The sequence below is a fragment of the Acinetobacter sp. WZC-1 genome (genome assembly GCF_052544965.1).
Genome location: NZ_CP199370.1, coordinates 3,023,087 through 3,035,718, shown reverse-complemented (window position 1 = coordinate 3,035,718; position 12,632 = coordinate 3,023,087). Strand labels below are relative to the sequence as shown.

Sequence of the window (12,632 nt, the reverse complement as noted above, 5' to 3'; positions counted from 1 at the left end):
GGCTTAAATGTCATGAAACTTTCTTCAATTCCTGTAGTGAAGTTACCGGTTGTGGATGTCAGTACGGATCCACTTGATTTGATGGTCCTTGGACTTGCATTGCGCATGAAACAGCTGGCCCGCACTCATCCTAAATTTGTTGAACTGGTGCATGATCGTCAGTTCCGTATTCAGATTGGGACAGATCTGGGATTTGCCCGTCAGATTATTGTGAATAATGGCCAGATTGATACGGTTTCAGGGGATGCAGAGAAAGCTGATTTCATTGTACAGTTTGCAGACAGTGAACATGCTGTGAGAACCCTGATTAAAGGTGATCCGACTGCATTCATGACCGGTATGCAGAACGGCAGTATTAAAATGGAAGGTGATTTCAGCCTGTTGGTGTGGTTTAACCAGGCAGCAAAGCTGATTCCACCCCGCATACCCAAGCCGGTTAAAGAGAAAATAAAACAACTGCGTCACTTTGTGAAAGAAAAAACAGGCCGCTGATGAATCGCCCCGTCCATGCGGGGCTTTTTATTCGATTTCAAGCTGAAAGGTCACCGGACCATCGTTAATCAGATGGACTTTCATATCTGCTGCAAAAATACCGGTCTGTAACTGTTTAAATTGTGATCGGGTATAGTCAACCAGTTGTTCATACAAAATTTTTGCCTCCGCTGGCGGCATGGCCGGTCCAAAATCAGGGCGTAAACCTTTCTGCGTCTGTGCCATCAGGGTAAATTGTGACACAAGCAGAATGCCGCCATTGGCCTGTTGCACATTCCAGCTCATTTTGCCCTGTTCATCATCAAAAAAACGATATTTTAAAATTTTATCCATCAGCTTTCTGCCTTTTTCAAGATCATCCTGTTTGCCGATGCCCAGAAAAACCAGCATGCCGGTGTCAATTTCTCCGGTGATCTGGCCATCCACAACCACCCGGGCTTCAAGAACTCTCTGTAATACGGCGCGCATAAGCATTGTATCTGTAACATGGTGGGCCAATTGTAGCAGAGTCTGAAAATCAATAAGCTGCGCATGGACCGCATGCTTAGTTAAGATTTTGATTCAATGTATTATTTTATATGGAAGGGATTTGGGTCAGGCTGTTCTGAAACGCCCTGCATTGTGGGCGCTGAGCGAATGGCAGAGGTGGTTGCAAAAGCCTGCCATATCTCTGTGAAAAATGTGTTTTAATGCAGGAAGCACAATGAATTAATTAGCCTATGTCTCCAATTATTCAATCATTACTTGATACTGATCTGTATAAATTCACCATGTTGCAGGTGGTGCTTCATAAATTTCCACAAACACACAGTGTTTACCACTTTCGGTGTCGTAATCTGGAGGATACAGTTTATCCATTGACGGACATTCTGGATGATCTGAATCAGCAGCTGGATGATCTGTGTGAGCTGAAATTTCAGGAAGATGAATTATTGTATCTGCGGCAATTCCGCTTTATTAAAAGTGATTTTGTCGATTACCTGGAACTGTTTCAGTTAAAACGCCGCTTCATTCAGGCGGGCATTGATGAAGAAGGCCGGCTGGATATCTGGGTTGAAGGCCCGATGGTTCAGGCCATGATGTTTGAAATCTTTGTGCTCGCCATCGTCAATGAGTTGTATTTCAGGCGAATTCGCAGTGATGAGGTATTGGCAGAAGGTGAACGTCGCTTACAGGCAAAAGTGGCACTGCTGCAAAAATACAGTACGGAACAGCAGGCCGGAGATCCACCTTTTCTGATCTCAGACTTTGGAACCCGCCGTCGTTACAGTCAGGCCTGGCAAAAGTATGTCATTGAAACCCTGCATGCCGCGGCGCCGGTGGTTTTTCGTGGAACCAGTAATGTTTTCATTGCCCGGGAAATGGGCATTTACCCGATTGGTACGATGGCGCATGAATTTCTTCAGGCATTTCAGGCGCTGGATGTCCGTTTGCGTGATTTTCAGAAACTGGCGCTTGAAACCTGGATTCAGGAATACCGGGGCGATCTGGGTATTGCCCTGACCGATGTGGTGGGTATGGACGCTTTCCTGCGTGATTTTGATCTGTATTTTGCCAAATTATTTGATGGTTTGCGCCATGACAGCGGTGACCCTTATGTATGGGGCGATAAGGCCTATCAGCATTATAAAAAATTGAAGATTGATACCAGAAACAAAATGCTGACGTTCAGTGATGGGCTGGATTTACAGCGGGCCTGGGATTTATATCAGTATTTTAAGGGCCGTTTTCAGGTCAGTTTTGGCATAGGGACCAATCTGACCAACGACATGGGGCAGAAGCCATTGAATATTGTGCTGAAACTGGTGGAGTGCAATGGTCAGTCTGTCGCAAAAATTTCTGATAGCCCTGGTAAAACCATGACAGATAATGATACTTTTCTGGCCTATTTACGTCAGGTATTCGATATTCAGGACGTCGAAGAATAAGAGAAACTTATCTGTTTTTTACTGAAGAAATGCGGAAAATCAGCATTATCGTAAAAATGACTATGTTAAGATCATTCGGATTGATGTATTAAAATTCGAAAAAATTATGACAGCACCTGACTTTAACTTTGGATTACTCATTGAGGCGGAGCAGCTGATCCCCTGGCTGGGGCATGAGCGTCTGCGTATTGTGGATTTAAGCCGCAGTTCGGTCTATGAACAGCTGCATGTTCCCCATGCACTGCATGTCAGACCTGCTCAGCTGGTACGTCAGCAGGAGCATGCCACCGGTTTGTTGCCGGATGAAGACGGTCTGAAGGCATTGATTGCATATCTGAATATATCGCCTGAACATCATGTTGTGGTGTATGACGATGAAGGCGGCGCATGGGCAGGCCGTCTGATCTGGAATTTACACTGCCTGGGGTTTCAGCAGGTCAGTCTGCTGAATGGTGGTATCCATGCCTGGCTGGGCCGGGAATTCCCGACAAGCGCGGATGTGGAGTTTTCCCGGCCGGTGGATCAGCTGGTCCCTGTGCAGCTGGGCGCTGCACAAAATTATCGTGTGACCTATGATCAACTGCTGAAACAGGTGACCCAGAATGCCATTCAGCTGTGGGATTGCCGGACACATGCAGAATATACCGGTCAGCGTCTGGCGGCCCGGCGTGGGGGGCATATTCCGGGTGCATTGCATTTTGAATGGAGTACTGCAATTGCCCGTCAAAATCATTTAAAATTGCAGCCGCTGGAACGAACCCGCGAACGCCTGCAACAACTGGGCCTTCAGTCCGATCAGCCTGTGGCGGTATATTGTCAGTCGCATCATCGATCCGGACTGGCTTATATTGTAGGGCGGCTGCTTGGCTGGAATATCATGGCGTATGATGGCGCATGGAGTGAATGGGGCAATCGTTCGGACAGTCCAATTATTACTGGAGAATCACCTTTGTGAGTCTTATATCGAAGTTAAAAAAACAGGTTTTTGTTCAGGTACAGCGGATGGTTCCGCAGCAGCAACTGAGCCGTGTGATCGGGAAAGTTGCTGCCAGTGAGCATCCTGTGGTTAAAAATCTGGCGATTCAGGCATTTAAGGCAAAATATCAGATTGATCTTTCCATTGCAGAACAGACAGATGCACTGAAATATCAGTCATTTAATGCATTTTTTACCCGTGCGCTGAAAGATGGAATTCGTGAAATTGACAGCGATGCCGGCAGTGTTGTCAGTCCTGCTGATGGCGCTATTTCACAGCTTGGTACCATCAGACAGGGTGAAATATTTCAGGCCAAAGGGCAAAGTTTTTCAGCTGAAAAATTAATTGGTGATCTGCAACTGGCCGAACCGTTTCAAAATGGTGAATTCGCCACGGTGTATCTGTCTCCGCGTGATTATCATCGGGTACATATGCCATTTGCCGGAACACTGACTGAGACTTTATATATTCCCGGAGAGTTATTTTCAGTCAATCAGACCACGGCAGAAAATATTCCGGGGCTGTTTGCCCGTAATGAACGGATGGTGTGTTTATTTGACACAGAAATTGGACGTATGGCTGTGGTGCTGGTCGGTGCAATGATTGTGGCCGGTATTGAAACGGTGGTGACAGGCAAGGTGAGACCAACAGGACGCGTGGAGCTGAATCATCATGATTTAAAACTGGATAAAGGCGCAGAGCTGGGGCGTTTTTATCTGGGGTCGACTGCCATTGTGCTATTTGAACAGGACAAAATACGCTGGGATGAGCAGTTTAAGGCAAACTCAGTGGTGGTCATGGGTGAGCGGCTGGGCAGGACGGTTTAGCTGGCCGGAATGTTCCCGGACTCTGTGATTCAATGTGAAAATATCTGAATGATGTTCGTCGGCTGAACAGGTTTTGACGATATGCCGCGGTCTTTATTTATGCAACGGTTATACGCTGTACGGTCATGAATGCTGAACGGGGCTCAGTCTACATAGTAAAGCCGTTCTCTGGGGAAGATCGCCTTAAAGGTTGATCCGCAGTTTTCCCTGGATTCGACGTCCAGCCAGGCATTATGTTGCATCAGTACATGTTTGACAATCGCCAGTCCCAGTCCGGTTCCTCCGGTCTGTCGGCTGCGATCACTGTCCACCCGGTAAAAACGTTCGGTCAGCCGGGGCAAATGTCTGGGGTCAATGCCTATACCGGTGTCTTCGACAGAAAAATAAGCGTGTTCACCGTCATCATGCCAGCCAATGGTAATTGTACCGCCCCTGGGCGTATATTTAATGGCATTGGTAATCAGGTTACTGAAAGCACTGGCCAGTTCAGTGTCGGAGCCAATCAGGTCACAGTGACTGTCAATTTCCAGATTCAGGGTGTGACCATAATCGACATTGTAAGCCTGCGCATCATCAAACAGCTGATTCATCAAATCAGGCATTTCGATAATCTGATTTTTGGCAATCTGCCGGTTACCTTCCAGGCGGGAGAGCAGCAGTAAATCATTGACCAGTGCATTCATGCGTCGGGTCTGAGACTGCATCTGTTCAAAGGCACGTTTCCAGCGGGGGTTTAAGTCTTCCTGATCAGTAAAGGTTTCAATATAGCCACTGAGTACGGTCAGCGGGGTCCGCAGTTCGTGGGAAATATTGTCCACAAAATCCTTGCGCATCTGCTCAAGGTTATGAATGCGTGTCACATCGTAAGCCAGCAGCAGCCGGCTTTCACTGCCGAAACGGGTCAGTTTGATCTGTACATAATTTTCTTCAAAAACAGAAGACTGAATTTTAATGCCGTCCGGTGAATCATCGATATGATTAAAATATTCAAAAAAGTCCGGCTGACGGATAATGGTCAGGATATTGCGGCCACGATCCTGTGGCTGAATACCCAATAAGGCTTCTGCTGCCGGGTTCCACCACTCGATCTGATGTAATTCATCGGTCAGTATGACGGCTTCAGTCAGGGCAATCAGCGATGATTGCGCCCGGTCAATCAGCCCCACCATTTCTGCCTGTACAATCCGTTCCTGGCGCTGCGCACGGTAAACGTTAAAGAGCAGGGCACCCCAGATACCATCCAGGTTGGGGGGGGCATCATAAGGACGGTTGGAAATCCATTCATTAACCAGGTACAGCGAACGCAGTTGCAGGCTGAAAAATACAGCGAATGCAACAAGAATGCAGATCCAGAAATATCCGGTCCCTAAGCCGATAAACCCGCCAATGATGAATAAAAAGGCTAAAAGGCGTAAATCCTGTTTAGCAAAAGTCCATAAGTTGCTGTAACGGAATTTTTTATGTTCATGTGCAAGATCAGGGACGGGATAGGGCTCATACATACAATTAAATTAACCCAGGGCAACATCAGCACGGGTAGAAAAACGATAACCGGTGCCACGCACTGTCTGAACATAACGATCTGCGCCAAAAGGTTCAAGTACTTTACGCAGGCGACGGATATGTACGTCAATGGTCCGGTCTTCAATATAAACGTTGCCACCCCACACCTGATCAAGCAGCTGTGCACGTGTATAGGCCCGTTCGGGATGTGTCATGAAAAATGCAAGTAAACGATATTCGGTCGGACCCATTTCCAGGAAGTGATTGCTGAAGCTGACCCGCTGGCTGACCGGGTCCAGAATCAGGCCGTTGGCATCAATCGATTTTTCACCGCTCAGTGCATTTGCCCGGCGTAAAACTGCCTTAATGCGGGAGACCAGTTCACGGGTGGAAAAAGGCTTGGTCATATAGTCATCTGCACCGGCATCAAGCCCCTGCACTTTATGATCTTCTTCCCCGCGTGCGGTCAGCATGATGACCGGAATTTCAGAGAGGTTTTCATCACGTTTCAGCCGGCGGCATAAGTCCACCCCACTGACACCGCCCGGCATCATCCAGTCCAGCAGAATAAGTGCCGGACGCTGATCGACAATCATCTGGTGCGCCTGTTTGGCATCCTCAGCCTGTAGACACTGAAAGCCTGCCATGTCCAGGGAGGTGTGGATCATTTCCCGTATCGGAAGTTCGTCATCGACGATTAAAATGTAGTCATCTTTCACAACGCAATACCCTATTAATGAACGGTGGACTGTTTTATTTATGACAGGCTTATTACAAAGATTAATTATGACAGTATCATTGCAAAAAGGTAGCATTCGACGGTGCTGGTAATGTTTTGTGACAATTATGGATGGATTCGTGAAGAATAAATGACAAAAAATTTACATAAATTTATTCATATTCAACAAATTGTATTCAGAGGTGTCATCATTCTGACATCACTGATAATAATGTCCTTCAAATGTTATTTCTTCGAAAATGTATCCAGCAGGGAGATGAAGATAATACGACAGGCCTGTAATACCTCTTCCTGCGACATTTTAAAGCCTCCCATGACCCAGCGTACGGCAACCTGAGTTACATAGCCATTCAGACCGGTTGCGATCAGCGAGATTTCTTTTTCCGACAGGTCAATATGCGGCATCATCAGCATAACAAAAGCATGAATCATGCGGTCAAAACGGCTCATGGTTTCGTGAATGGTGGCATGATTATGCAGTTCCTGCACCAGCATGGCATCCACATAGATGATACGGGCCATTCGTGGGTCGTTTTTCAGCATGCCAAAGAGCGTAGCCAGGCCGGCATCAATCATCTTCCGGGGGTCAGAAGACGCCTGCATCACTGCCTGCATGACATTTTGCTGTAAGGTTCCTATCAGCTCCATAAAAATCGTCTGAAAAAGATCCTCACTCTTTTTGAATGATTCATAAAAATAACGTTCAGTCAGCCGGGCCTCAATGCAGACATCCTTGACAGTGACAGAAAAGAATCCGTATGTGCCATAGGTTTCAATACCGGCTTCGATAAGTTTCTGGCGGCGTGCAAGTTTCCTTTCAGACAGGGACATGCCCTTGAACTGCCGTTCTCTTGTGGTTTTTTGCGGTTCCTGTTGTTTGTCTGAATTAGGTTGAGTCATAGAAGGGGTCAGGCCAGTGCGGTGAGGTGATTTCTGCTATTTTACCCGGAAATGGCCGGGAAACCTATGATTGTCTGTTGATGAGCAAACCAGGCAGTCAGGAAGAATCTTATATTGACAATATTTATTGTCAAATTTATAGTGGTGACGTGAACTGCACTGCTGAAATGGTCTGCTGCAGAGAACTCAAACAAGGAACCACAATGAAAAATTTTAAGAATAAAGTCGCAGCAATCACTGGTGCTGGATCAGGTATGGGACAACAGTTGGCCGTATTACTGGCAAAACAGGGTTGTCACTTGTCTCTGAGCGATGTGAATGAGCAGGGACTGGCAAAAACTGTGGAGTTGGTCAGGGATACCAATGTACGTGTGACCACAAGAAAACTCGATGTTTCTGACCGTAATGAGATGAAGGCATGGGCGCAGGAAACCGTACAGAATCATGGTTCTGTAAATATGATTTTTAATAATGCCGGCGTGGGGCTGGGCTCGACTGTGGAAGGTGCCAGCTATGAAGAACTGGAGTGGATTGTCGGTATCAACTTCTGGGGCGTGGTCTATGGTACTAAAGAGTTCCTTCCTTATCTGAAAAAAGCGGGTGAAGGTCATATCATCAACACATCAAGTTTATTTGGTCTGACCGCACAACCAACCCAGTCTGCCTATAATGCCACTAAATTTGCTGTACGTGGTTTTACTGAATCACTGCGTCAGGAACTTGATCTGGAAAAATGTGGTGTGAGTGCACTCTGTGTACACCCAGGTGGTATTCGTACCAATATTGCCAACGATGCGCGTATGAACGACAGTCTGAAAACACTGGGAATGAACCCTGAGAAATCTGCAAAGGCTTTCAATAAACTATTGCGTATGCCGCCTGAGGACGCTGCACAGCAGATTCTGGAGGCAGTACTGAAGGATAAACGCCGTTTATTGATTGGTAATGATGCGAAAACCCTGGATCTCATTCAGCGGATTCTTCCAACGGGATATCAGAAAATTACTGCCGGCTTTGCGGCAAAAATGAGTAAACGGTCAGAACCTAAATAAGCCGGATCTGTAATATAGCGTTGAAATTGAAAAACCCGCTTGCACAGCGGGTTTTTTATTGTGGCAGTCATGACAAAAATCTGATGCTGTATATCCATTCAGGCTGGTGATCTGATGATTAAATCAGGGCTTTCACCGTCTTTTTCTTCCATACCAGCTGATAATACAGGCCCTGTAAAATGCACAGGCTAAAGAATGACAGGGCATAGGCATACCAGATGCCCTGCAAGCCCCATTTTTTGCTGAACAGATAGGCGCAGGGTATTTCAATGAGCACAATTGCCAGAATATTAATGATCATGGGGACGGTAACTGTACCACTGGCGCGCATGATGGACGCAAAAATGGCACTGACCCCAAAAAACAGAAGCGCCCACAGCACAATAAATAATAACTGTTGTCCCAGCGCCATAACGTCAGGGTCAGTAATGAATAAAGCCATTAAGTAACGGGAAAACAGGTAACCGAAGCCAATCAGTAATCCGGTAATGATGAGATTCATGTTCAGTGCAGTCCGGGTCACTCTGGACAACAGTTCGGATTTGCCGGCACCGATGGCCTGTGCTGCAAAAATGGATGCTGCAATTGAAATGGAAATGGCCGGGAACTGGACATAGTTCAGTACCTGGTTGACGGCACCATAAGCTGCTGTCGCATGTGCCCCGTATTGATTGACCAGGCCAATAATTACCAGACCCGCCATGGAATTGGTCATCATCTGAATGCCTGTCGGGATTCCCAGTCGCAGAATGAGGCGGCTCAACTCCGGGTGATGCCTGATATGTTGCAGTAAGGCCCGGTCCGGTTTCAGCGGATGATTCTTTTTGTTCAGATAGATGTACAGGAAAATCAGTACGGCTAAAAAACCGGTCAGGGTGGCGATGGCCGGTGCAATAATACCGAGTCGTGGAAAACCAGAATAGCCGGTGATCAGAACCGGGGTAATAAACAGCCCGGTCAGGCTGGTCATTGCCAGGGCGATCAGTGGGGTGATGCTGTCTCCCACCCCCCGCAGAATGGAGGTGTAAATAATATAGATAAACAGCAGTGGACTGCCTGCCAGCATCCATTGCACATAGGGCAGGGACAGATGCATGATCCGGGAATCCACTCCCAGCGCCAGCAGGATATGCCGGGCAAAAACAACCCCGAGCAGTGCAATGATACTGCCACCGATGAGGGTCATAAACAGGGCGGATCCAACCACATGGCGCACTTTTTCAATGTTCTGTGCCCCCCATGCCTGACCGACCAGTATGGTGGTACCGGCAGATAAACCAATGACAAAGGCCATTAAACAGAACAGGATCGGAAAAAAGACCGAAATGGCGGCAATGGCGTCCACTCCCATCATCTGGCCGACAAAAATGGTATTAATGGTGCCTGACAGGCTTTGCAGGATATTGGTGGCAATCAGCGGCAATAGAAAAACCAGGAAAGTTTTCCAGAAGTGAGGCTGCTGCAGGGGGGCCGATTTGGGAGTCATATATTTTATTTCAGTCCTTAAAAAAGATGACTCAGTTTTTCACCGGCGTGCAGTCATATTAAACGCGCCGGTTTCAGCTGATTCCCCGGACAGTATGCTGAACGTTTCTGCATCGGTTAAATCAGAGACCGGATTACAGCGCAGCCTACAGGGCAAGATCAATCATTGCACGTATCACACCCAGGATCAGACCAATAAAGGCCCCCACCACCACACCATTGACCCGGATCATGTGCAGGTCACCACCGACTTCATTTTCAATTTTATCAATCATTTCACGGGAATCCCATTCATGAATGCGCTCACTGATGAAACGAATGACTTTTTCACTGTACTGATCGCTGAGATTCACTGCAATACCGCTCATCCGGTCATTGAGTAATGCACGGACCGGCTGATTCTGAGTCAGGTTTTCACCGACCTGCTGAATGGCAACACGCAGGTTCATGGCAATACCGGAATCCGGTTTTAGCAGATCTGTTTTTATGGCATCACAGAGAATGACAACAGCGCCGGTAATAAAGTTCAGCACGGAAGCACTGTCGAGCAGCGCATTTTTGGTTTCATTCAGTTTTATGCTGGCGCGGCTGTTGCCGTCTGCCAGTTGCAGCATCAACTCATTCGCTGTTTCTTCAATTTTCTGGCGGACTGGATGTTCGGGGTCGGCCAGCATGGACTCCACTTTTTCCAGCAGTGAGTCAATGGTGCGCTGCTGCACATCAATACCAATCCAGCTCGCGCCCCTGGCCAGTCGGGACACTCCAAGTTCCTTAAACATTTTCCGGGTCAGTTGCTGGGTCTCTTCCGGGTGCTGGACCATCCACTGATGGGCCATATCCAGGCCACGTTGCAGCACGTCCTGATGAAAGTCATTTTCCAGCACTGCCCGCAGCATTTCACTGGCCAACTGGTTGATGTGGGTATTACGGATCCATTGCACACTGTTGTTCTGAATAAAATGCCCAATCTGCTGCTGACCGACAAAATCAAAAATCCCGGGCACCGTCTGCTGAATCACTTCAACTACCTGACGATTGTTGCGGGGATCAGCCAGCCATTGTCCGACCGCCAGACTGAGATCGGTGTTTTTCAGGCTTTTTTCAACAATCTGAGGCGATAAAAAGTTTTCCTGTACAAAACGGCCCATTGACTCGGCGATACGGGCTTTGTTGCGTGGAATAATTTCAGTATGGTTTTTTAAAAAACCGGGAATGGGAACTTTTCCAAATGGATTGCGGAACAGTACGGTAATGGCATACCAGTCAGCCAGGCCACCGACGACCCCGGCTTCTGCAGCGAGCATCAGAATATGAATCAACCATGCATATCCGGGCAATAGCTTTGCGATGATAATCAGCAGAAACCAGACCATAATAGCCGTGATCAGGGCAAGGGTGGCAAAGCGTTTGCTGCGGTTCAGGCTGGGCGATGTGAGCTGTTCAGGGTGACTCATCCATTATCCTAAGAGGTTTTCTTATTTTGATGATGTTACACCAGTCGGTTGTGGCAGGAGCACCTGTCCTGTCGGACTGACACCATATTTTTGTCCCAATGACTGTAAAATCAGACGGGCGTCAAAGGCATCATCAGGTGCTGATTTTTTGTCTTTGAAACACTGAATGGTATAGGCCACCTGAACCGGGTCAATGCTGACCAGCTGAGGCGTGTCATAAAACGGGTCAGCAAAGAAACCGGGATGACGTCTGAAACCGTAACCATACGGATAATACATCGGTGCTGGATATACCACCGCCTGGCGTGGCGGCTGCTGAGTGCGGTTGCTCGGATCATCCATGACCTTAAAGAATGAATATCCATTTAAAAATGCCATCTGAGCGGCTTTCAGCAGGGTAATTTCCTCTGCGGTGCCATAACTCATATTGCTGTTGCCCTGGAAACTGACGCGATAACTGTGGGCGTTCAGCGGATAGCTTGCAAACTGGCCCAGCTGATCAAAACTGCGGGGTTTGGCCGGCATACCTGTACAACCGGATATGGCCAGTGCCAATAGCATCGCCATGCTGAGGATGGTTTTTTTCATCATTTATTTCCTATCAACTGGGCCGGTAACAGTAACAGACGTTAATATGACTGAAAAAAATGGACTAAGCATGTATTTCAAGCCTTTTTCAGTTAAAAACTGCTGTTGGGTTGTGTCAGAAACTCCTGTTCCTCGGCAGTGGATGGACGCCCCAGTACAGCATTGCGATGCGGGTAGCGTCCAAAACGGTCAATAATGACTTTATGCTTTTTTTCAAATTCCAGATTAACTGGAATACCCAGGCTTTCAAAGAGTTGCAGCGCCTGTTCATGAATCAGCCGGGATTCGCTGTGCATAAAGGGTATGTACAGAAACGGACGCTGTTCCGGGACCAGTTGCTGATCCAGTTTCAGGGAGACGGCTTCCTGGGCCAATGCGAGTGCCAGAGGGTCCTGGGCAAATGACGCCGCCTGATTGCGGAACAGATTTCTGGAAAACTGATCCAGTACAATAATTTCTGCCAGGCGGCCCTGTGCTGTTTCACGCCAGCTGTAAAGCTCACACTGGCGGGCCTGTTCCAGTACATGGTTGAACCGGGTATGCAGTTGCCGGTCAAAATCGTCACTTTTAGCAAACCAGAAAGGCCGTGTTTCCGGACTGAACCAGAAGTCCAGTACGTCCTGATAATTCATAATATTTACAAATCCTTAGTTATTATTGTTTAATAAATCACAAATTTCGGGTGTCT

13 protein-coding genes are annotated in these 12,632 nt (G+C 47.5%); 5 read left to right on the top strand and 8 right to left on the bottom strand.

Annotation, left to right across the window (positions count from 1 at the left end; translation table 11 throughout):
- Positions 1-12 precede the first annotated feature (12 nt).
- The gene (locus tag ACT6PV_RS14085; protein WP_445116897.1) at positions 13-492 is read left to right on the top strand and encodes an SCP-2 sterol transfer family protein; all 480 of its coding nucleotides are present in this window, start codon (positions 13-15) and stop codon (positions 490-492) included.
- Between the two features lie 27 nt (positions 493-519).
- Here ACT6PV_RS14085 and dtd read toward each other — a convergent pair whose 3' ends face one another.
- Positions 520-960: a D-aminoacyl-tRNA deacylase gene (dtd, locus tag ACT6PV_RS14080; RefSeq protein ID WP_445116896.1), complete on the bottom strand. Its 441-nt coding sequence runs from the start codon at positions 958-960 to the stop codon at positions 520-522.
- Between the two features lie 251 nt (positions 961-1,211).
- Between dtd and pncB the strand changes: the two genes are divergently transcribed.
- The 3 genes from pncB to asd all read left to right on the top strand — a co-directional run bounded on the left by pncB (position 1,212) and on the right by asd (position 4,223).
- A complete protein-coding gene (pncB, locus tag ACT6PV_RS14075) occupies positions 1,212-2,420 on the top strand; it encodes a nicotinate phosphoribosyltransferase (protein ID WP_445116895.1) in 1,209 nt (402 codons plus the stop codon).
- A 106-nt stretch (positions 2,421-2,526) separates the two neighbouring features.
- Positions 2,527-3,375, top strand: coding sequence for a sulfurtransferase (locus tag ACT6PV_RS14070; protein WP_445116894.1), 849 nt, complete (start codon positions 2,527-2,529; stop codon positions 3,373-3,375).
- Positions 3,372-4,223 carry an archaetidylserine decarboxylase gene (asd, locus tag ACT6PV_RS14065; protein WP_445116893.1) on the top strand — a complete coding sequence of 284 codons (852 nt, stop codon included), beginning with the start codon at positions 3,372-3,374 and terminating at the stop codon, positions 4,221-4,223. The genes ACT6PV_RS14070 and asd overlap by 4 nt, the downstream gene beginning before the upstream one ends.
- A 143-nt stretch (positions 4,224-4,366) precedes the next feature.
- On the opposite strand, the gene phoR is transcribed toward asd, so the two are convergent.
- From phoR to ACT6PV_RS14050, 3 genes are all read right to left on the bottom strand, one after another.
- On the bottom strand, positions 4,367-5,725 hold the full coding sequence (gene phoR / locus ACT6PV_RS14060) for a phosphate regulon sensor histidine kinase PhoR (RefSeq protein WP_445116892.1): 1,359 nt from the start codon (positions 5,723-5,725) through the stop codon (positions 4,367-4,369).
- Positions 5,726-5,734: 9 nt separating this feature from the next.
- Positions 5,735-6,445 (bottom strand): phosphate regulon transcriptional regulator PhoB, encoded by a 711-nt coding sequence (gene phoB, locus ACT6PV_RS14055; RefSeq protein WP_445116891.1) that lies wholly within the window; start codon positions 6,443-6,445, stop codon positions 5,735-5,737.
- Between the two features lie 245 nt (positions 6,446-6,690).
- Positions 6,691-7,365 (bottom strand): TetR/AcrR family transcriptional regulator, encoded by a 675-nt coding sequence (locus ACT6PV_RS14050; protein WP_445116890.1) that lies wholly within the window; start codon positions 7,363-7,365, stop codon positions 6,691-6,693.
- A gap of 203 nt (positions 7,366-7,568) precedes the next feature.
- On the opposite strand from ACT6PV_RS14050, the gene ACT6PV_RS14045 reads away from it, so the two are divergent.
- Positions 7,569-8,417, top strand: coding sequence for an SDR family NAD(P)-dependent oxidoreductase (locus ACT6PV_RS14045; RefSeq protein ID WP_445116889.1), 849 nt, complete (start codon positions 7,569-7,571; stop codon positions 8,415-8,417).
- A 118-nt stretch (positions 8,418-8,535) separates the two neighbouring features.
- Here the strand turns inward: ACT6PV_RS14045 and ACT6PV_RS14040 are convergent, their stop codons facing one another.
- From ACT6PV_RS14040 to ACT6PV_RS14025, 4 genes are all read right to left on the bottom strand, one after another.
- Positions 8,536-9,903 (bottom strand): MATE family efflux transporter, encoded by a 1,368-nt coding sequence (locus ACT6PV_RS14040; RefSeq protein WP_445116888.1) that lies wholly within the window; start codon positions 9,901-9,903, stop codon positions 8,536-8,538.
- A gap of 145 nt (positions 9,904-10,048) precedes the next feature.
- On the bottom strand, positions 10,049-11,356 hold the full coding sequence (locus ACT6PV_RS14035; protein ID WP_445116887.1) for a DUF445 domain-containing protein: 1,308 nt from the start codon (positions 11,354-11,356) through the stop codon (positions 10,049-10,051).
- Between the two features lie 21 nt (positions 11,357-11,377).
- Positions 11,378-11,944 (bottom strand): CC0125/CC1285 family lipoprotein, encoded by a 567-nt coding sequence (locus tag ACT6PV_RS14030; RefSeq protein ID WP_445116886.1) that lies wholly within the window; start codon positions 11,942-11,944, stop codon positions 11,378-11,380.
- A gap of 92 nt (positions 11,945-12,036) precedes the next feature.
- On the bottom strand, positions 12,037-12,576 hold the full coding sequence (locus ACT6PV_RS14025; protein ID WP_445116885.1) for a DUF924 family protein: 540 nt from the start codon (positions 12,574-12,576) through the stop codon (positions 12,037-12,039).
- Positions 12,577-12,632: the final 56 nt, after the last annotated feature.